Source organism: Pantoea sp. X-Soil-YNGN-775 (genome assembly GCF_059730575.1).
In genome coordinates this window covers 119,162-138,923 of record NZ_AP035946.1, presented here as the reverse complement: position 1 = coordinate 138,923, position 19,762 = coordinate 119,162, and the positions used below count along the sequence as shown (strand labels likewise).

Below are 19,762 nucleotides of genomic sequence, written 5' to 3'. Positions count from 1 at the left end.
TCCCGAAACGTCTGTTAAAATGGCAGAGACATTATTGCCCGTTAAAGGCGTATCGACCTTCTAATCCTGGATCGGCTTCTCAGTGGCACCTGTGCTTCCCTTTTCTTTCGCCGGCGGGATAAACCAGTCATCTTTTGTAACCAGGACCGGATGATCAGGCTGGCTGATAAAATTCGGTGACATAATCTGTACGCCAAATTCACTGAACACATCCTGTATATGGCCGTGGAGCACGCTCCTTACTCCGGCCAGCGACTCTCCCGGTCGGAGCCGGACCTGAAGCTCATATGCCACATACCAGTCCTGAAGCGCCAGCTGCCGCACCAGCGGCGCGGTGTCGTGATTAATACCGGCAGTCCGGCTGGCAGCCAGCTCCAGCATCGCCTCAACCTGCCGCCACGGCGTGTCGTAGCCAATGGTGACGCTGGTGGTCATATTGACGCCGTCGCCTTTAAGCATCGCGCTCAAATTCACTATCCTGCCGCTAACCACCACCGCATTAGGAACCGTAACTTCATAATTCTCACGGGTCAGAATTTTGGTGGCCAGCATGCCCACCTCAGTGACCACGCCCTCATGATCGGCAATCCTGATCACTTCACCCTTGCGCAGTGCCCGCGAGTAGGTCAGCACCAGCCCGCTCATCGCATGGTTCATGACGCCAGCCGAGCCGAGCGTCAGCATCAGGCCGAAGAACACGCTGATCCCTTTGAAGGCGAGTGAATTGGCGCCTGGCAGAAAGGGATAGGCCGCTGACAGCGCGAATAACCAGATGGCCACGCCGATCAGTTTACGCGTCACCCCTACCGTATCCGGATGCAGGCCCGGCAGACGTAACTGTCCGGTCTCAACCCGCCTTAGCACCAGTCTGATTAAACGCGTCACCAGTGCCGTAATGAGGAAGATGACGACGACAATCAGCAGGCCTGGCAGCGCGGAAAATATTGCCAGCCCCAGATGCTGCAGCAGGCCTGTCGCATACCCGCCCAGCTCCATGCCCCAGATCCGTGTCCAGGGAAACAGCCGCAATACCCAGCTCACCCAGAGGTAAAAGGACACGAGTAAGGCTGCGGTCAGCACTATGGCATATAGCCGTACCTCAATCGGACCGAGGAAGGCGCGCAGCGCGCCAGGGATAATGCTTTTCTGCTGGGTACGTCGGGCGGCATAGCGCCGCTTCAGCCAGCCATAGGAGCGGATGGCAAACAGAATAAACAACGCCAGCAGCAGCACCCCCACCAGGCTCTTCACCGCAGAAAGCAGAAGATAACCGGAAGAGTACTGTTCACCCAGTGAGAGGCGCAGGGCATCCAGCCGCAGCCGGATGCGGTCCGCTGCCTGCGCAAGTGACAGGTCATCGCCTTCATCCAGATCGCCCTGCGCCAGCAGCATAAAAGGTTTGCCGTTAACTGAAAAAAGCACAGCCGGCTGCCGGTAACGCGTCACGTTATGCGTTTCTACCGGCTGCGTCAGGTCATCATCATTGAGCGATCGCAAGAGCGTCACGATCCGCTGTACCCGTTCTTCGGGCGTGGTGAGACCAAATGTTGCCTGCAGCATCACAACCGGCTGATTGAGCAGGTACAGGGTGCGCGCCTGCTCCTGCGGCGACGGCGCCTGACGCGGCTCAGCACCGGTTGCCCCCTGCGAGGTGAAAAACATCAGCCAGCAGGCTAAATACACTAAAGGTTTGAACATTCCGCCTCCGGAACGATTTCATTACCGGCCGGGCTGAGTTTCAGCCCGGCGGCCGCTCATAATCAGCTACTCGAACTGCCAGGTATATGAGACCAGAAAGCGGGAGTCCGGATCGTCGAGATAGGTGTTGTTGTCCATAACGAAAGTCAGCAGGTTAACGGAGCTGTGGGCGTCAAACCGGTACCCTATCCCCAGCCCGCCAAAGTACCCACGATAGTTCTCACCTTCATCATTTTTCGAGCCATACGATCCTGCCGCAAAGCCGAGTATCGTGATGTCCGGCGTCAGGGGCCGCAGCGTGAACGCGCCCAGATAGCCGCTGCTGCCGGAGGTGGTGATGGTGCTGAAACCATACTCTGAGGGAATCGCGTCGGCGAACTGAGGCGCTTTGCAGTCAGCCGGATTACCGGTACTGCAGCCGGTTATTTCCCCGGTGTTGTAGGTATACCCGGCCATCGGGAATATCTGGAAGCCTGCCGGTTCAATGCCGAAATAGCTGAGCGGGACGAAGGTGCCGACAGAATAGTTGGTCTGGGTAGCACCGTTGGTGTACTCGTTTTTGCCAAAGTTGAAGTTGATAATCCCCACCGGAAACAGCCAGGAACCACCCACCCGCCACTCGCTGGCGTCGCTGTTAACCCGCGCATTCAGCTTCTTCGCCTTATCCAGCGCCACCGAGCCGGAAAATGAGAGATTGCTGTCGTCCAGGTCGTAGGTATTTGACCATGAGACGCCAGCTTTGGTGGTCACCTTTGTTGGATCGTCATCCAGCTTGTCGCGCGGCTCGCTTACGGCGGCTGCCCAGGCGGTGCCGTTCAGAACAAACAGCATCACCACGGCAGTACGGCATCCCATTCTTTTCATCTGCCCTCCCGGGAAGGCGCTATCAGAAGGTGTGGCTGTAATTCATACTGAAAAAGTACAAATCCGGATCGCGGTATTCACCCCGCAGCAGCGGTGAGGAAACGGCGGACGAAGCCATGTTCAGATATTCAAACGCTGCGCCGACGCTGCTTGACGGCGTCAGCTGGTACTGTGCTCCGGTGCCAAACCGCCACGCGTCGCCGGAAGGCATCGTCATAGCAGTGTCATCCTGGTTTTTATAAAAGCTGCTGTCATAGGCGATACCGGCATTCAGACGCCAGCGTTCATCCGGCCGGAATTGCAGCCCCAGTGCGGTGTGCCAGGTGTCCCGCAGGCGGCTGGTGCGCTCAACCTGCTGTCCGGCAACATAAATCTGATTACCGCCGTACACACTCCAGTCCTGCCAGCCCAGATCGCCCATGACCGACCAGCGGTTATTCAGGTCGTGCACCACGCTCAGCATCAGCTGCGCGGGTGTATTAATCTGTGATGAGAGCGGGAGAGTAAATTCAGTGTTACCGAGCTGAGGGAACCGTGCCGTGGCATCAATATTGAAGTGGTATTCGGTCTTGCTGGTATAAGCAAGGCCGATGCGGGTTGCCTCGGTCACGTCAAACAGCAATCCGGTGCGGAAGTTCAGTGCCCAGTCATGATCGCTCGCTTTTTCATCCTGTCCGTCCACATTCCGGGTAAGTGATAAAAAACCATAGTTAATCCCGACGCCCGCCCCCCATGAAAGACGGTCGTTTATCTGCCAGGCCACGGCCGGACTCAGCGTCAGGCCAACCAGCGTACTCTTTTTGATTAAGCGCTCGCCCGCCCAGTCGCCAAAGTCCAGCCCCAGCCCGTAATTACCGTACAGGCCGATGCCAGCCGAAACAGCTTCATTCAGGCGCTGATGATAAAAGACGCTGGCACCAGGAAACCAGCCGATAGTATTGCCGGGACTCTTTCCACTGAGCGCAGCACTGTCATCAAGGGTGTAAGGCGTGTCACCGTAGAGTGCCTGCAGACCACCCGTCAGCATCCGATCCGGCAGCCGCGTCAGACCCGCCGGGTTAGTGACCAGCGTGGAGGCATCCTGTGCCCGGGCGGCCTGGCCAGCTCCGGCCAGACCCGTATCCTCAGTGGCAATTTCGTAAAGGTACAGCCCGCTGGCCTGTGATGAAGCAGAAAATAATAGTATCGCCAGCAGCCCTGTAATTCGTCGCATAGCGTCTCCGGAAGGTGATGACTGTGGCCGGTCTATCGGATGTCAGGACACGGAATCTTTTCTACCGATTCTGCATAAGCCTGCTGGTTATCCGCAGAGAGTGCGTCGGCTGCGGCAAGGATCAGCTTATGGCTGTTTTCATTACTGAGAAATGCTGACCGGATCTTTTCATCCGGAATATTTTTACCCAGCGTGCAGTGTGTCCGCAGGTCAGCAATAATCTTCTGTTCCTTTAGCGCATACTCCAGATTCTGGTACGGCGACGCCGAAGCCGGCAGCGCTGATAGCAGTAACAGTGAGCCAATAGCGGCTGTGACAAGATTCATTTCGGGCTCCGCTAAACGGTGAAATTTTGCCTGATTTTCTGACAGCATCCGGTTGGTGGCGCGAACCCGTCTTCTCTCTGCGCCAGTAACAATGCCGGGGTCTCCCAGGCTATCAGTTCAGGAACTGCAGGTTAAGGCCGGCAAAAATCTGCCAGCGAGGCTGTCCCGGCCCGTCGTCGGCGACCGATGCCTGCGGCTCAACAAAAAAGTTATAAACCGTTTTACCCTGTTTGATGACCTGTCCGACCCCCAGCCCCAGCGGCACGCCATAGCTGTCGTTCTGGAAGTTATAATTCCAGATAGGCGCGGCACGCAGATAGGTACCGCCGCCCAGCTGATAAAAAACGAACGGCTGGAAAGCGCCCAGGTTAACGTCGCTGCGGTCACCCTCACCGGCAAAGCTGTGCTGCCAGGAGGCCAGATAGCCATACTGAATTTTCGGTGAGCTGGCATCAAACAGCACGTTGACCAGCCCGGCGGACCATTTCTCGCTGCCGAGTGAATTTTCGGTCGCGGTGGGCGCGGTGATCTGCGGGCCAAAACCAAAGCTGACGGCCGGATTGCCGGTATCGATCAGATAAGCGGTAAACAGGTTCAGGTCGCCCAGCCCGGTCTGATGTCCGCCGGTGGGCGGTGAGGGGTAAGTATTGACAGGCAGCGAGGCGCGCAGCAGCCACTTGCTTTCGCCCAGTGAGAAAGGCTGTGCATAGCGGAACCAGAACTGGTTGGCGTCTTTGTCACTTTCGCTGACGTCACCGATGTAATAATTCTGCATGTTAAATGCAGTCATGTTTGCCAGCGGGTTATTGGCCTGGGCGGCGTCTGCCGGCGGATCGGCTGAGTACGCATTGCCAGCAACGGAAGAAAAAAGCAGGCACGCGGCGCCCATCTCTGCAGTTTTCATTAAAAATCCTCCCGGAACGTCAGTCGCTAAATAAAAAGCCGGTAGCATTACGCTACCGGCTGGGTTTTTACGGCGTGACCATGTTGAACCAGAAGTCGAACTTATCCATGTAGCCCAGCAGCTCGCTGACCTTGTCGGCGTTGCCGGTGATTTTCACTTCGCCTTTATCCTGTGCCTGCTTCAGCGTCTCCTCTTTCAGGATCACTTTATTCAGGGTTTCGCGGGAAAGCGTCAGGGTTGCATCCGCATTCTGCGCTTCTGAATTTGCCGTGTGGTTAAGCACGCCATTTTCCAGCTCCAGCTTGTACTTGCCGCCGTCGCCGCCAAAGTCCACATTCAGCACCGCTTTGGCATTGGCGGCTTTTTCACCGTTAATATGCAGCGCCAGGTAATCGAAGAACATTTCCGGCGTCATGGCACGGACCGTGTCCGGACTGGCGGTATTTGGCGTCGGCAGTTGTTTCACGCCGTTACGCAGTTCCTGCGCGCCGGTCAGGTAGAAGTTACGCCACGGGCCGGATTCGGCCTGATAGCCCATCTGCTCCAGCGCATCAGCTTCCAGATTACGCGCGGCTTTATTCTCCGGATCGGCAAACACCACCTTACTGACCACCTGAGCGACCCAGCGGTAATTCCCTTTGTCGTAATCCGATTTGGCCTTCTGCAGAATGCTGTCAGCACCGCCCATGTACTCAACGTATTTCTTCGCGGCATCTTCCGGCGGCAGTTCGTCAAGCGTGGCCGGGTTGCCGTCAAACCAGCCGAGATACAGCACATAGGTTGCCTTCACGTCGTGGCTGACCGAGCCGTAATAGCCGCGGTTGGCCCACATGGTGGCCAGTGACGGCGGAAGCTTGAACTGCGCGGCAATCTCATCACGCGTCAGGCCTTCGTTGGCCATTCGCAGCGTCTGGTCATTGATGTAACGATAGAGATCGCGCTGACTTTTCAGCAGTTTGTTAACATTCTCATTGCCCCAGGTCGGCCAGTGGTGCTGCGCCATCAGGATGTCTGCCTTGTCGCCCCAGCGGTTAATCGCATCATTGATGTATTTGGACCAGGGAAGCGGCTCACGGATTTTGGCCCCGCGCAGCGAGTAGGTGTTATGCAGGGTATGGGTGACGTCTTCGGCGGTCTGGATGACCTTTTTCTCTTCAATAAACCACAGCATTTCTGCCGGGGCTTCCGAGCCAGGGGCCATCATAAAATCGTAGGTCAGACCATCAATAACGCGTTTCTCACCGGTTTTGGTGACGTAATCGGTGGGTGCGATCAGCGTTACCGTGCCGGCTGAGGTGGTGGTGCCCAGCCCCGCCCCGACCTGACCTTTCGCATCGGCTTTCAGCAGGTTGCCGTACATATAGCTGGCGCGGCGACTCATGACGTTGCCGGCCATGATATTTTCAGAAACGGCAGATTCCATAAAGCCGGCCGGCGCATAGATTTTGACCTTGCCCGCTTTAACGTCGGCTTCATCGACTACGCCACGCACGCCGCCGTAATGGTCAACGTGACTGTGGGTATAGATCACCGCGACGACAGGTTTCTTACCGCGATTTTTGAAATAGAGATCCATGCCGACTTTGGCGGTTTCAGCCGAAACCAGCGGGTCAACCACGGTAACGCCCTCTTTACCCTCAATAATGGTCATATTGGAAAGATCGAGGTTACGAATCTGGTAAATCCCGTCGGTAACCTCAAACAAACCGCTGATGTTAATCAGCTGAGACTGACGCCACAGGCTCGGGTTGACCGTATCCGGTGCTTTCTCACCCTCTTTAATAAAGGCGTACTGTTTTGGGTCCCAGATCACGTTGCCTGACTCGCCTTTAATAACAGCATCAGGCAAAGCTGCAATAAAACCTTTATGGGCGTCTTCGAAATCGCTTTTGTTATCGAAGGGTAATTGCTGATAGAGGGCATCATTAGCCTGTTTGGTGGCAGGCGCGGCATCTTTTTGTGTCTCATCTGCAAATACGCTAAGCGAAGCGGTAGAGAGTAAACCGGCCAGGGCCAGACTTCGGGCTAGAGGTGTTAATTTCATGGGTTCCTCGGGATTTCAGACGAATGAAGACTGCATCCGGTACAACGGAAATAAAAAGCGTAAACACAGGGCCTGGCAGAGAAAGCCAGTGTCAACTGTTAAGGAATAGCAATAATTGCTAACATTTGCTTTAACGTTAGCAAACTCCTGATAAATCACCAGTTTGAGTTAAGAGAAATGGATGCTTTTATTCGCTAAATTTGAAGTCCGTCAAATAATGAAAAATTTACACTAATCACGAATGTTTTCATCTAATTGATTTTAAAGGAGTATTTTTTTGATAAGCGAACCGGTAGTGTCTTAATTTACCGACAGCATTCAGGCTGCATCTTAATTTTTGAGAATTTCCTCATCTATCTCGTGTCGCTATTGTTCAGGGCTGATTATTATAAAACTCAAAAATAAATGGCCCTGACACCCTCAGAAATACCTGACCTGTATGAATTCAGGTTATGCCATAAAGATGCTTTGCTGACGGCGCTTTTGTACGGTTTCAGTCGTGAGGCAAATACAATGCAGATAGTGTTGCGATACATGAGGCGGTATGGCTGCGTTATGAAGGAAGTGAATGTCAGAGAGATTGCTGACATAGTCCTGCGGCGTCAAAGCCCCCTTTTGCCTAAAAATCCGACAGGCAGGTTAATAATGTATTCAGCCTGTCAGGGTTAATAACAAATCATTTTTTATTTGTCGCGTACATAATCCGCTTACCCCCGCCTCCGCGACACCTTACTCTCCCCGTAACCTTTCAGGCACCGCATATGGGGTAAGGGGTATCGCGTTAACGTAACGGCCTTGCACTCTGCTCATCATATCCTGCCGCCCCTCCTCCGCCAGCCGCTGAGCCAGCGTCAGGTCCCACTGCACCTGCATGCCCCAAAGGAACTGCACCAGTCCGCTTCGTGCCAAAAGCGGACCTTGCACTCTTGAAGGGCCTGTTAGCAGGCATTTGGAACAAATGTTATGTTTACTTTTGTCTATAGGTATAGATATCAGGCCTGGTGATGGCCCACGCGAAGTTTTTCTGATTTATCGGTTCATAGCCAAACTTTTCATAAAGCCAGGACGCAGTTGTTGTGAATAAGAACACTCTACGAAGCTTTTCAAGCAGCGGATGGTTATGAATACATTCCATAAGCCACCTTCCCAGCCCGTCGCCCTGATGCTCCTCAAGCACATACACATCACAAAGGTACGCGAAAGTAGCATAATCTGTTATCAGGCGTGCAAACCCTATCTGTAATTCATTATGATAAATGCCAAAGTTAAGGCTGTTCTCTGCTGAAGCAGTGACGGTTTCCAGATCGATACCTTTTGCCCATGTGGATCTCGTCAAATACTGATGCACAGCCTGTATATTCAACTTTTCATTGTCTGTACTAATCAGAAAATCATTCATATGCCATTCATGTATCGCTGAAATGCTCACTTTTCACACCTGTCCAAATGATGTAGGGGGAATTAACCTTATCAATCTCTGAAAAAATCACTAAGGCACAACGTCCGCTTTGGCACAGCGGACCATCCACTTGTGCTTCAGGGTAGGTTAAATGATCCTTCCATCACAATAACGGTTTTTCCTCCCACCCTGACGGACGGTATTTCTGACGTGCCGTCATAGCCTGAATACAACACGCTGGCCCGTCCCATGTCTACGCCCTGGCTTACCCGGAGCGAGAGCACTTTCTCATTGCGAAGCTGTGCCAGCAGGGCTGTCACTGCTGCTGTCGCACTTCCTGTCGCCGGATCTTCGGTCATTCGCGGAGTAAACATGCGGGCATGCATATCACACTGGTCTTCCGGAGCAATTTCCAGAGTATAGGCATAAACAGAAACCGCACCATCGAGAGGCAGAACAGTCCGGAAACCCTGTAAATTTGGTACGCAACGGCGAAGTGCATCCCGGGTTGCGAGCTCGACAACCAGAAAAGGCAAACCAACCGAGGCGACAAGAGGCATATGCATTTTTGTCCGAATATCACTGGTTCCCAGAGAGAGGCAGGCGGCTACCTTTTCCGGGCTGACTTCTGTGCGGCAGGATAATGCTTCAGGCACAAGAAGTTCTGCACCGGTGGCCGCCTCATTTTCTTTAATAAGCCTGACCGGTACCAGCCCAGCAGCCTCTTCGAACAGCAGAATTTCAGGCAACGACCTGCCATTTAGTGTGGCCTGATTTGCCAGCACAAAAGCAGTCCCCACGTTAGGATGACCAGCGAAAGGAATTTCACGAGACGGCGTAAATATACGGACATGAGCAGTATTTGAGGAATCTTCAGGGGGCAATACAAAGGTCGTTTCACTGTAGCCAAACTCAACGGCAAGTAACTGCATTTGCTTAGTGGTCAGTCCCTCAGCATCCAGAACGACTGCAACCGGATTACCGCTAAAAGGTTTGTCAGTAAATACGTCTGCAATCACATAGCGTCTTTTCATTAGCACCTTCATGATTTTATATTCTATAAAAATGAGTAATTATTCAGTATCTCTGTTATTTTTTATCACGCTGTATATATTAGGTACAGATACTTATGCTTTGTACAGGGTGAACTTCAATAAATTGAAGAGGTGATTTTATGCTTATCCGGGTGTTGAAAGAGAATGATGTACAGACATGGAAAATGTTGTGGAACAGTTATCTGTTTTTTTTTGACCAGAAACGCGCTCAGCGCGTTTCAGTGGGGCTCGTAACAGATGTTATGGCAATAACATGATCGAGACGATGCGAATTGCAACGATTAGTGATGTCGAGGCCGTTACGGAACTCACAAGAATGGCTTACGCTAAGTGGGTACCCGTGATTGGCCGGGAACCTCTTCCGATGAAGGCGGATCACGCCGCATTCATCCAGGAGAACAGAGTCGATCTTTTGTTCTCTGGCGCAGATTTGGCCGCGCTCGTGGAAACAATTCAGCGCAAGGACGATATCCTGATTGAAAGCGTTGCCGTTGACCCGCGTTTCCAGAAGCGCGGTTACGGAAGAAAGATGGTGGCTCATGCAGAGCAACTGGCCGTTCAAGCCGGTTTAGATGTCGTACGACTTTATACAAACTCATTGTTTGAAGTGAACCTTCGCCTCTACGCATCATTAGGTTATCACGTTGAACGCACTGAAGAACGAAACGGTGGCTTAGCAATCCACATGCTTAAGCGCGTGCCCTAGCAGCTGTCCTATGCGATCAGACGACTCGCGTGTCTGGAACCGCAGCCTCCAGACCCCGATGCATAACCCGGATGTAATGTTCAATCCGGGTTATGCAGATTACCAGCAAGTACTGTGCATTGCCCGGACGTGAACGGGGCACGCCCGCTTCTCGCTCATAGCGGACCGTGGGCCAGCGCCAAGCCGCTTTGTGCCAGTTGCGGACCTTGCTAAATTCGTATTGCAATAATCAAAGGGGAAGCAGATCACACTAATGACATTTAATTGTTACATTGCCTAATTTAGCAGGCGATTTATTTAAATTGAAGACATTGATAATGAAGGCAATGTATAAGAAAAGAATCTCAGCATAATTATATATGCTAAAAGCTGTATACTTATAATAAAAAACGCACCCTAATAAGTCAATTTACAACTTAGTAAGGTGCAGTCTGTTTCGATCCTTCAAGAATTATTTAGAACAATATACTCTGGCTTCTCGAGGTGTATAAATTCCAAGTGTTACAATTCGCAGAAGTACATCCATTCCTGATTCCTGAACTTCAGTGCGGATAACTTTATCAGCTCCACCACAGACAAGAGCTGCATCTATAGTCTGAGCTTGCCCGAGACCTTGAACAAAGAAGGTCTGTTTGGTCTCATGAGAGGGTTTATCAGTAATACCATCATTAATCTTGAATGTTTGTTGAGCACATCCAGATAACATCACAATTGTGATAACAGTAATTAATATTTTTTTCATGGTGTCCATTTACTAGTGAGGTTAATAATAGGAACTTTACTCCCAAATGGCACTTAAAAACAAATATTAGTACACGCGATCTTGAAAATTGAAAAATCGTTTAAGTTACATTTATCAATGTTAAGGATTATCTTTTAAATTGTTTTGAAATTAGCGAGGCTATGTTAAGTACAGTGTTCTCATTTTACCGGATGTCTGGAGTGAGACGTGAAAAGTCTGGGCAGCACTCATTATTTAACGATGAACGTAGCTTAAGTACGCGTAAACCTTTAGGTGGCTTGTCAAAATAGTTCATTCAATTTTAGAGATCTTCTCAAAAACTGATTATGTCCGCTTGAGGCTAACGTCCTTTATTCGCTCATAGCGGACTGTGCCCCGCATGCAAGTCTGCTTTGTGCAAAAAGCGGGTATTACTGCTCTGCTGATAGACTAATAAGCACTGTTAGGTTAAATACTACATACAGGCGGTTACAAACTACAAACAATTGTGCTCTCCGGGTTTACACATGCAAAAATCCGGCCGATACTTAAATAATCCTTCACCAGGGATGTGCAACGACCTAAACTACCGTTTTTCTTGGCTCCCTGTCTGGGAGACATTTTTTTTGCCATTCTCGGCGTATGCTTGCTTGCGCAACTGTATTTTTATTCCATGCTGAAGGGAGTATCTCTTCCCTGCTGGACTGGAGCCGGCACGTTTGCCGTAACCTGCGAACAATGGTTGATTATTCAGCCCGCTAAAGATGGCGGGTATTTACGGGCAGAGTCCCGTCGAGTCAGGTCTCTGGCTCAGCCATGCCGGTAGATGCGACTAGGTATGAGAAAGCGTTTTTCCCCGCTTACGCTTGTTATTGTGGCTATCTTTTCTATAGTTAATACCGGCCGGCGGCTCCGGCTGACCACGATAAAATCAAGAGTCACAGTATTCCTCTTTGTACCGCCTTCTGGGCGTTTTTTTTGTCCTGAAAACGGGCGTGCTGCTGCCGGCGTCCGCTGTCGGGTGCCTGAAGCGCAGGGGCGTGGTCGTGATATAGAAGGTAAGTTCCGGGGCAGCCATCCTGGACAAACAACCAGGATGGCTGAAAAAAATCCCGAAACCTGGCCAGCGGAGCCGGGAAGGAAAGTAAGGCAGTGAAATTCGCGATAAGAAAATCCGCCGCATACTGTATCACGATTTTGCAGTGAAGCGCAGAGGTTCAGCAGGCCTGCTGCAGGTTCCGGGATTCGTGATCGGGACTTTATATCTGATATTTAGTTCTCATCAGTAAATGTCCGCTCTTCGCTCATAGCGGACTAGGAGAAAATGATGCTTGTCACGCTCACCCACCCCGAAACCCCTCTGGAATCTCATAACCGGTATCAGATATCGCGTTAACATCGCGTCGTGGCGCCCTTCTCACTTTAAACTTTTGCCCCTCCGCCAACCGCTGAGCCGGCTTAAGGTTCCACTGCGTCTCAAACGTTCGGAAAGAACTGCTAAAGTCCGCTTTGTGCCAGCGGCTACCTAACATTTAATCGACCGACACGAAGCACGCATAAACCGAAACCAGCCCCCTAACCAGCTGAACACATTCCTGTGGCCTAATGTAATGCGCGCAAATCCAATAGAACCAAAACCCTTTATTTTATTTCATTATAGTGATTAAATTTCCAACCAAGCCATCAGGATAAAAAGTGATTAAACATTGAAAATATCAACTGAAATTATCTACTGAAAAAAATTTTTAATATTACAAACTCTGATTAAATCAAGGGTGATTTATATTTTCAATATCAGATATTTTCTTCAGCAGGTTAAGGTAATCTGGTTTGTTTTCCAAAAGCCACATTAACACGTTGGAATTACCCAAAAGTTTTTTTATATGATTCCTAATGATAAGGAGTTGCAAAGTTTTTTCTGCATAATTATTTTTTATATTTTCTGTTTCTACTTGCACTGATGCCATTTCCCTTTCAAGCCGAGCAAGGTTTTCTGTCATACCTGAACTCTCTTTTTTCTTAGGCTCTACCATTAATTTCGCTTCAGTGGCATATAACAAAGACTGCGCAAACTTAACAGTAAAATTATCGAAATTAATCATTATATTAGCAACTTCGATTTGCCGCACCGGCTTCATTTTCTTTAGTATATCAAAAGTGTTAATTGGAACATGCTTATCTGCAAGTATATAGGCAACATCGTCATTAATACCTTTAGCAATATTGAATCTTGACTTTATAATTTCAGAAGTTATGCCCAATGCAGAACTGAGTTTATCAATTGACACACCAGAATCAATTGCTTTTTTTATCATCTTATGCTCTTGTAATACAGTTAGACGATTTACGAACTTGTTTGGTGTATATGAATCATCTATTGTAGAGATGATGCAGCTTATTTTTTCAAATGACAGATCTTTCATAGCCTCCAATCTTAAATGGCCATCTATTATTTTCATCACTCTTCCGGAGTCTGTAATAAAAACAATTATTGGCTCAACCAAACCTATTTCTTTTATTGAAGCCAGTATTTGTCTGTATTTAAAACTCAATTTGACATTTTCAGGAAGAACCTTGCTATAAATAAGTTTTTCAACAGAAACTTCCAAGAATTCATTGTTAAAGCATTGCTTTGTCATTATCTTTCTCCAATTCAACATTATCTTTTACAATTGCATAAGGGACCTGATTCAACCCTTCATCATTTAAAAGCCCGACAAAACTGTCATTAGAAAGAAGATCAACCATAATAGTCCTGCATGCTAACAAGCATTCGATGACATAGTCATGTTTTGCAATAAGGTTCTTATGCTGATTAACACTTTCCTGATATAGAGACAGTAACTCATCAGGAGAAATTTTTTTGTTCCCTTTATGTTGCTGAAAGTCCAGGTTTGCTATACCTTTAACTCCGGTCGCACGAAGATTGAGAATGTCCCTGATTTTTCCAACATTTTTCGAGTTTATAACACCCTTTTCGTAAGCATTAATCATTATATCCTGTGTTTCAGATCCATTAGAACGTGAAAATTCGACTGCCAGATAAAGAGGAATTTTACCGGATTCAACCGCGGCTAATAATTTTCGCTCACCTCTCTCTAACATTAACAGGATTGATTTTACCCAGTTTTCCGAGCAGGATAGATACTTAGCTATATCAGTAACTGAAATACCTCTGGCATTCATTTCACTGATCCTTTCATAGAGCTCACTTGCTCGTGGTTTCCTCCTTGCTATATTTTCAACAAGACTCATAACATACGCATCCTCTTGATTAATATCTTTAATTATTGCCGGGACATGGCTTTCTCCTATAGCTGAAAGCGCCTCTAATCTGCCTTGGCCACAAATTAATGCATACTTATATTTACCATCTTTGATTTCCCGAACTGAAACAGGTTTTCTTAAACCTGATAAATCGATACTATTTTTTATTTCATCGTGAACAACTTTATTCCTGCCTCTGGGATTTAGTATTTTAATTTTCGAAATTTCAACAATTTCAATGCGGTTGTAGTTCATTATGTCTCACCTCGCGTACGTTTACTGGCTTTAACAACAGGTAAAGTAAACTCAAATCATCAAAGCGATAAACATCATGCTTCAGGATATTTTTTTGCTTAAGCGTTAGCTTATTACTAAACGCTTCAATGCTTGGGAATATATAGTAATCCTCAATATCTTTATTAGTACCATCCATTCTTATAACCAATAAGATATCCGCCCCTTTGATATTATTAAAGTTGATATTCCATTTAACGCTTGATGGATTTTTAACTGAACATTTGGCAATTAAAGCATTGACCACTACTTCTCCATTTATAATTATATCTTTTCGAGTTTCGGATGATGTCCCGCAACTAAAATAATTAAAACCTGCTTTAATCCTCTCAATGAAAACCACTTTATTTTTTCTTAGTTCTTGGTTTATATCCACATAACTGTAATCTATCAGTGGCTTAAAGCCTATCAGCTTGTAAGCGCTGATTAATCCACCGAACCGTGACGCAATTAAGGAACTTGAAGGTCCTATATCATCTTGATCAATGATTTTTTTGTTGATATAACCAACTGTTGACAACTTGTCCTTTAAATACCCCAATATTTTCTCGTTACTAAAATGCTCCCCTCTGGCCTTTATGATTTTTTGGGCTAGCAGGAACTTTTTCTTCTTTATTACAGGTTGGTATGCGTTTTCACACCTCACCCAGTCGCTTTCGTCGTTTTTAATGTGCTTAGATTTTAGCTTGAAAGATTTTTTATTATAAACGTTATTCCCGATATACTTTTCATTAGTCAATATCTGATTTACCTTACTGCGCGTCCATTTAAGTTTGTTTTCGCCAAAAATGTTAATCTCATTAAGTTTTTGGGCTATTAGAAACTCTGGCATATTACCAAAAATAAACATATCGAAAATTTTATTAACAACATCCACTTCGTCATTAGGCCCAGGAATAAGTATTACCCTATCTGACTGAATACTTTTCCTTTGTCCAAATCTCAGTATTTCTTTAGGCTTGTTATTTTCATCGATAAGAAGTCTTCTCAATCCATAACCGCATAATCCGCCCTGCCTAAAACCTTTTTTAGCAAGATTAATCTGTCCAAGAAAAACTTTGTCTGACAGGTTCTTACTATAATTTGCTGCACCAAAACGTAACACAGGTAAAGCTAACATTGCGATTTCAGGATGCTCATCAGAAATCGGCTCTGCGCAATAAATTACCTTGACCTTATGCTGTTTTAACAAGAATGAATAGTGCGCTGCTTCATCAGGGTCCTGAAAACGACCGAAACGACTCACATCATAAACCAGCACTGCCTCAATGTTTATTCCGCCGCTTAACACGTCAGTCAGGAGCTGTTTTAGACCGTCCCTGCCAGATAGTGTAACGCCGCTTTTGCCTGCATCATTGTAGGTATGCTTGATGAGCATGTTATGTTGTGAGGCATAAGACTTAAGATATTCTTCCTGATTTTCAATGGAATACCTTTGGTGCTCAGTAGACATTCTCAGATACTGAGCAACACAAATATGTTCATGTTGAGATTTTTTCATAAGATAATTTCTCTAAATCATCTTGCCGATCCTTCAAAATTGATCAATTCTTAATCAAATTCAATCTTTTTCAACTCCTCAACAATTTCATACGGTTATTTGTGAGCTAAGCGGCAATTAAAGCTTATCAGACCAAAATTCATCAGAAAGTCTGGGCTGGCGTAACAAAGCCAACCGTCTTACAAACCTGTGTATTCACCGTTATCTGGAACTGCAGGAAAAATACGACAGCAGACGCCTTTGCAAAACATAATGATGTCATGGGCATGAAGATAATTATGAGTCGACTAGAATACGATATTAGTAAGGACTTGCTGGCTAAACGACTATAAGTTATTAAGCCTACATAGTGAAAATAGAAAAGCATTCAGAACTACCGCCCAGGGTTGGAGATTTAGCTGATTTCTTTTTAAAGTTTAATTTCTGTGGGTCAACTTCCCGCGTTTGATGGACAATGCTCCACTATAGGAACTGGCCTTCTCAAGTTGATAAGCCCCAAAGTCGGTTCAGTATTTTCGCATGGCTATTTGATAAATTCAGCGTATTAGGTGCACACTGTTGCCTGCTAAATGCAAATTGGCGCTGATAAAGTCCGCCAGCAGTAACTGGCGATTTTCAATTTCAGTTATTACATGATTTTTGCTTTTTCACCAGGCAACAAAAAACCTCTCGCATCATTCGCAACTTAACTCATCAGAATCTTCCCTTCCTGAAACCGATCATGCAGTCGGCTAGCCAGTGGTGATTCAATTGAACGAAGCGCGGGTTCAATTTGCGTCTTCCAGGCGTCATATAGCTCTGAGAAGTGCGTAGCCAGAGCCTCTGCGTTATAAGCATGACGCTCACGCTCGACTGGCTTACAGACAGCAGAAATAGTTATCTCCTGGTCCAGAATGTCGAGAACCCAGCGAGGGAACTCCTTGGCTACGCGCGTGCGTGCGAAAAATGCTATCAGATGGGCACCGCTAAGTGAAAATGCTCGGCTTAGCTGTTCTCCATGAGGGGTGGTCACTTTGACCATCCCCGTCAAGTGTTCAGTGAATTCATCCGCATGACGCGAATAAATACGCTGTACAGCTTTATCATCAGCATACTGCAGCGCATAGCCAATCTGCATTGCTGTAAGCCAGATATCGGGCTTCTCAGCTAAGGGTTTAGCTGAATGCCACGGAAGCTAAGGCATTTTTTAACTCCAGTTTTCATATCGGAAATTACTTTCAGAGAATGTTCGGAACCTGAAGCCTGACGGTCTGACTACCGTTGGACTTCTGCAACTATAGGCGCTTAACACCTGGTCGCTCCGTATACTCCCTGATTACCCTTACCGCTCCCTTAATACTGGAGCCTTGATAATTTAACGTTAAGCTTTCCACCACTTTTCCAGCCACATCGGGCCGAAAGAAAAATTCAAAATCAGAAATAATATGTAGTAGGTACGTATGCATATTATTAAGTGACATCTTGCTGGTCAATATGTAAGTAGCTAATATTTCTGATAATTATCAGTTACTTAACGAGACGGACGTGTACCCAGAAGGTCACGCGTGCGGTATAAATGGCTGACAGAAAATATAAACACCCTCAGGTCAATCTTCGTCTTCCTGAAGAGCTCAAGGAACACATCGTTACTATGGCTGACCGCAACAAACGCTCAGCGAATGCTGAGATGGTTGCTGCTATAGAAGCCTGGGTAAAAGCAGAAGATGTCCCCGATCCGATACACCAGGACTCAAAGGTCATAATGACCACAACAGAGCTTAATAAAATGGTTTCAGATGCGGCTGAGAATGCAGTAAAGCGAATCATTCAGGAATACGATCTTGTACCAGCTAAAGGCCTGTCTGAATAAACCTTCCATTTTTAACCAGAGCTCACTTACCCTGCAGGAATGGCATGTCTGACAATGATCACTCATTATGTAATTCAGTCTTAATCAAGATAATTCAGCCACTGGTATGCCAAACCTGTACACGTAACTCTCTTTTGCTCCCCCTTTTTTCCTGCATGGATTTTATACATTCGGGTGCGGAACTTTCTTCAGACCAAGCTGTTTGCGAATAGAGGCAATATGCCCGAGTGCAATTTTTTTGCTGACCGGCACATAAATTTTCGCCAGTTGTTTTCTAGGCGCAGGTATTAACTCTCCGGCCCTGATACGGCGATACATCCTCTGCAGGTCGGCGCTACATGCCTGACGTAGCTCACTCTCGCTCAGATTCTTCACTTTCATCTGGCTGTACAGACCGGTAACAAGCCAGTATTCAGCGTTTGTTTTCCAGGGGTAGCTTTCCGGGCCTTCATAAAATCCGCGGCGCGCGCAGTAGGTCATTACGAGTTCATAAAGTGTTTCTGCATCAGGCAGGCCTGCCGCGCTGTAATCGTCCTGTTTACACCACTGGATGAACTGCCCCGGAGACGGCCAAAACGGTGAGCAGCTGGCACGCGCATGCTTCATGCCTGTCGATAGCTGCTGCTTCGTGCAGATACCGTTTTCAATGAATGCGGCTATCCACTGTCGTTTTGCGGCAGCTTCATCCCGGGGATCTTTCAGCGTGGTGCTGATTGCTGCCGGAAATACCAGCTTCAGCCCAGCAAACAGCATGTCCACCAGCTGTTCGGCGGTTTTATTCACGCCCCGATTACTCGTCTGCACGTTGCTGTGTGCCAAATTACGATCTTCCGCGCCAATGGCGGCTGAGGCTGGACTGGTCATATGAAATTACTCTCCCATTCGCTGAGATCGTTCCAGTGCGGCAGGGTTACTGCATCAAGAGGTGGCTGTCTCCGCCAGACAGCCTGTTTGTTCTGATAGCTGAGTTTCTGGCTGGCAGTGATAAACCAGCTTTTCGGCCTCTCATGAGTGAACTCGATATCAAGTTTCTGGAGTTCGTAAACCAGATCCACGTTCGCATAGAGTTTACGCCATGACTCAAAATCCTCGTGATTGAGCTTCACAACATTGCCATCGAAAGCGTAACGAGAAAAAGCCGGTTTCGTCACACACGTCGCGCCAGCGGCGGATGTTATGTTTATAGGTTCAATGACTGGTTCTAAAGAGTGACTGGTTCTGGGGGCAGCTCCTGCCCCACCCCCTGGGGCAGCTCCTGCCCCACCCCCGGTCAGCTCCTGCCCCACCCCGGTCAGCTCCTGACCCGGGTCATTATCTGCCCCACTAACCTCAGCGAAGGTTTTGACCGGATTGTCGAGAGTGAGATGGAAAAGATTTGACTGATTGAGATCGCCATTTTTACGGTACTCACGTCGTACCAGACCCATTTCTTCCAGAGCCCTGATGTGACCTTTAACTGTTGACCGTCCGATCTCGCACTGGTCAGCAATATGCTGATAGGAAGGCCAGCACTCGCCTTTATCGTTTGCATTGTCTGCAAGCTTGATCAGCACCAGCTTTCGGATGGGATTTCCGACCTTGATGCCCATAGCCTGGGCCATGAGTGTCATGCTCATAACAGCTCCGTTTAGAAATTGTTTTTTGAATTTCACCGACTAGGCGCGTGAATCAAAAAGCAGACTTTCTTTACTTACCGGTTTCCTTGAGGTGAATTCTGCTGAGGCCTTCTCAATCTGAACAGCTTTTGAGGGAGAGGCCTTCCTGAAACCGTAAGCCAGCTGATCCAGATAACCTACAGTCGTCATTGCCTTACTTGCTAATAACGCCCACTCTTCCTTGCTAGCATCTTTGCGCCAACGCAAAAGTTCATTGTTCATTCGATAGGCTCCTTTGCCTTAAAATGATGGCACTTTATCAATTA

18 protein-coding genes are annotated in these 19,762 nt (G+C 47.8%); 2 read left to right on the top strand and 16 right to left on the bottom strand.

Annotated features, from left to right (window positions below; genetic code table 11):
- Positions 1 to 60: 60 nt before the first annotated feature.
- The 8 genes from AC6I8I_RS20535 to AC6I8I_RS20500 all read right to left on the bottom strand — a co-directional run bounded on the left by AC6I8I_RS20535 (position 61) and on the right by AC6I8I_RS20500 (position 9,482).
- Positions 61 to 1,698, bottom strand: a complete 1,638-nt coding sequence (locus AC6I8I_RS20535; RefSeq protein WP_497828820.1) for a mechanosensitive ion channel family protein — start codon at positions 1,696 to 1,698, stop codon at positions 61 to 63.
- A 66-nt stretch (positions 1,699 to 1,764) separates the two neighbouring features.
- Positions 1,765 to 2,529 carry a hypothetical protein gene (locus AC6I8I_RS20530; RefSeq protein ID WP_497828915.1) on the bottom strand — a complete coding sequence of 255 codons (765 nt, stop codon included), beginning with the start codon at positions 2,527 to 2,529 and terminating at the stop codon, positions 1,765 to 1,767.
- 55 nt (positions 2,530 to 2,584) lie between these two features.
- Entirely contained in the window at positions 2,585 to 3,775 is a 1,191-nt protein-coding gene (locus AC6I8I_RS20525; protein ID WP_497828819.1) for an OmpP1/FadL family transporter, read from the bottom strand.
- Positions 3,776 to 3,807: 32 nt separating this feature from the next.
- Complete coding sequence (locus AC6I8I_RS20520) at positions 3,808 to 4,101, bottom strand: YicS family protein (RefSeq protein WP_497828818.1); 294 nt, start codon at positions 4,099 to 4,101, stop codon at positions 3,808 to 3,810.
- A 112-nt stretch (positions 4,102 to 4,213) separates the two neighbouring features.
- Positions 4,214 to 4,990 (bottom strand): hypothetical protein, encoded by a 777-nt coding sequence (locus AC6I8I_RS20515; protein WP_069729168.1) that lies wholly within the window; start codon positions 4,988 to 4,990, stop codon positions 4,214 to 4,216.
- An 82-nt stretch (positions 4,991 to 5,072) separates the two neighbouring features.
- Positions 5,073 to 7,049, bottom strand: a complete 1,977-nt coding sequence (locus AC6I8I_RS20510; RefSeq protein ID WP_497828817.1) for an alkyl/aryl-sulfatase — start codon at positions 7,047 to 7,049, stop codon at positions 5,073 to 5,075.
- A gap of 967 nt (positions 7,050 to 8,016) precedes the next feature.
- Positions 8,017 to 8,478 carry a GNAT family N-acetyltransferase gene (locus tag AC6I8I_RS20505; RefSeq protein WP_497828816.1) on the bottom strand — a complete coding sequence of 154 codons (462 nt, stop codon included), beginning with the start codon at positions 8,476 to 8,478 and terminating at the stop codon, positions 8,017 to 8,019.
- Between the two features lie 107 nt (positions 8,479 to 8,585).
- The gene (locus tag AC6I8I_RS20500) at positions 8,586 to 9,482 is read right to left on the bottom strand and encodes a PhzF family phenazine biosynthesis protein (RefSeq protein ID WP_473796636.1); all 897 of its coding nucleotides are present in this window, start codon (positions 9,480 to 9,482) and stop codon (positions 8,586 to 8,588) included.
- Positions 9,483 to 9,756: 274 nt separating this feature from the next.
- Between AC6I8I_RS20500 and AC6I8I_RS20495 the strand changes: the two genes are divergently transcribed.
- Complete coding sequence (locus tag AC6I8I_RS20495; protein WP_411555825.1) at positions 9,757 to 10,209, top strand: GNAT family N-acetyltransferase; 453 nt, start codon at positions 9,757 to 9,759, stop codon at positions 10,207 to 10,209.
- Positions 10,210 to 10,660: 451 nt separating this feature from the next.
- On the opposite strand, the gene AC6I8I_RS20490 is transcribed toward AC6I8I_RS20495, so the two are convergent.
- The 5 genes from AC6I8I_RS20490 to AC6I8I_RS20470 form a co-directional block, all read right to left on the bottom strand.
- Complete coding sequence (locus tag AC6I8I_RS20490; RefSeq protein ID WP_497828815.1) at positions 10,661 to 10,951, bottom strand: Bor family protein; 291 nt, start codon at positions 10,949 to 10,951, stop codon at positions 10,661 to 10,663.
- Between the two features lie 1,748 nt (positions 10,952 to 12,699).
- Complete coding sequence (locus AC6I8I_RS20485; protein ID WP_497828814.1) at positions 12,700 to 13,569, bottom strand: plasmid partitioning protein RepB C-terminal domain-containing protein; 870 nt, start codon at positions 13,567 to 13,569, stop codon at positions 12,700 to 12,702.
- Entirely contained in the window at positions 13,550 to 14,452 is a 903-nt protein-coding gene (locus tag AC6I8I_RS20480) for a ParB/RepB/Spo0J family partition protein (RefSeq protein ID WP_497828813.1), read from the bottom strand. The genes AC6I8I_RS20485 and AC6I8I_RS20480 overlap by 20 nt, the downstream gene beginning before the upstream one ends.
- Positions 14,433 to 15,992: a recombinase family protein gene (locus AC6I8I_RS20475; protein ID WP_497828812.1), complete on the bottom strand. Its 1,560-nt coding sequence runs from the start codon at positions 15,990 to 15,992 to the stop codon at positions 14,433 to 14,435. Before AC6I8I_RS20475 ends, AC6I8I_RS20480 begins: the two co-directional genes overlap by 20 nt.
- Positions 15,993 to 16,677: 685 nt before the next feature.
- Positions 16,678 to 17,124: a BRO-N domain-containing protein gene (locus tag AC6I8I_RS20470; protein ID WP_497828914.1), complete on the bottom strand. Its 447-nt coding sequence runs from the start codon at positions 17,122 to 17,124 to the stop codon at positions 16,678 to 16,680.
- A gap of 423 nt (positions 17,125 to 17,547) precedes the next feature.
- On the opposite strand from AC6I8I_RS20470, the gene AC6I8I_RS20465 reads away from it, so the two are divergent.
- A complete protein-coding gene (locus tag AC6I8I_RS20465; RefSeq protein WP_497828811.1) occupies positions 17,548 to 17,841 on the top strand; it encodes an Arc family DNA-binding protein in 294 nt (97 codons plus the stop codon).
- Between the two features lie 162 nt (positions 17,842 to 18,003).
- Here AC6I8I_RS20465 and AC6I8I_RS20460 read toward each other — a convergent pair whose 3' ends face one another.
- From AC6I8I_RS20460 to AC6I8I_RS20450, 3 genes are all read right to left on the bottom strand, one after another.
- Complete coding sequence (locus AC6I8I_RS20460; RefSeq protein WP_497828810.1) at positions 18,004 to 18,624, bottom strand: replication protein P; 621 nt, start codon at positions 18,622 to 18,624, stop codon at positions 18,004 to 18,006.
- Positions 18,625 to 18,701: 77 nt separating this feature from the next.
- Positions 18,702 to 19,457, bottom strand: a complete 756-nt coding sequence (locus AC6I8I_RS20455) for a helix-turn-helix domain-containing protein (protein WP_497828809.1) — start codon at positions 19,455 to 19,457, stop codon at positions 18,702 to 18,704.
- 39 nt (positions 19,458 to 19,496) lie between these two features.
- Positions 19,497 to 19,718 (bottom strand): transcriptional regulator, encoded by a 222-nt coding sequence (locus tag AC6I8I_RS20450; protein WP_497828808.1) that lies wholly within the window; start codon positions 19,716 to 19,718, stop codon positions 19,497 to 19,499.
- Positions 19,719 to 19,762: the final 44 nt, after the last annotated feature.

What these genes read in the sequence shown, in the direction of transcription:
- AC6I8I_RS20535 (WP_497828820.1), bottom strand. Translation starts at nt 1,698, where the DNA reads ATGTTCAAACCTTTAGTGTATTTAGCCTGCTGGCTGATGTTTTTCACC.
- AC6I8I_RS20530 (WP_497828915.1), bottom strand. Translation starts at nt 2,529, where the DNA reads ATGCTGTTTGTTCTGAACGGCACCGCCTGGGCAGCCGCCGTAAGCGAG.
- AC6I8I_RS20525 (WP_497828819.1), bottom strand. Translation starts at nt 3,775, where the DNA reads ATGCGACGAATTACAGGGCTGCTGGCGATACTATTATTTTCTGCTTCA.
- AC6I8I_RS20520 (WP_497828818.1), bottom strand. Translation starts at nt 4,101, where the DNA reads ATGAATCTTGTCACAGCCGCTATTGGCTCACTGTTACTGCTATCAGCG.
- AC6I8I_RS20515 (WP_069729168.1), bottom strand. Translation starts at nt 4,990, where the DNA reads ATGGGCGCCGCGTGCCTGCTTTTTTCTTCCGTTGCTGGCAATGCGTAC.
- AC6I8I_RS20510 (WP_497828817.1), bottom strand. Translation starts at nt 7,049, where the DNA reads ATGAAATTAACACCTCTAGCCCGAAGTCTGGCCCTGGCCGGTTTACTC.
- AC6I8I_RS20500 (WP_473796636.1), bottom strand. Translation starts at nt 9,482, where the DNA reads ATGAAAAGACGCTATGTGATTGCAGACGTATTTACTGACAAACCTTTT.
- AC6I8I_RS20495 (WP_411555825.1), top strand. Translation starts at nt 9,757, where the DNA reads ATGATCGAGACGATGCGAATTGCAACGATTAGTGATGTCGAGGCCGTT.
- AC6I8I_RS20490 (WP_497828815.1), bottom strand. Translation starts at nt 10,951, where the DNA reads ATGAAAAAAATATTAATTACTGTTATCACAATTGTGATGTTATCTGGA.
- AC6I8I_RS20485 (WP_497828814.1), bottom strand. Translation starts at nt 13,569, where the DNA reads ATGACAAAGCAATGCTTTAACAATGAATTCTTGGAAGTTTCTGTTGAA.
- AC6I8I_RS20480 (WP_497828813.1), bottom strand. Translation starts at nt 14,452, where the DNA reads ATGAACTACAACCGCATTGAAATTGTTGAAATTTCGAAAATTAAAATA.
- AC6I8I_RS20475 (WP_497828812.1), bottom strand. Translation starts at nt 15,992, where the DNA reads ATGAAAAAATCTCAACATGAACATATTTGTGTTGCTCAGTATCTGAGA.
- AC6I8I_RS20465 (WP_497828811.1), top strand. Translation starts at nt 17,548, where the DNA reads ATGGCTGACAGAAAATATAAACACCCTCAGGTCAATCTTCGTCTTCCT.
- AC6I8I_RS20455 (WP_497828809.1), bottom strand. Translation starts at nt 19,457, where the DNA reads ATGAGCATGACACTCATGGCCCAGGCTATGGGCATCAAGGTCGGAAAT.
- AC6I8I_RS20450 (WP_497828808.1), bottom strand. Translation starts at nt 19,718, where the DNA reads ATGAACAATGAACTTTTGCGTTGGCGCAAAGATGCTAGCAAGGAAGAG.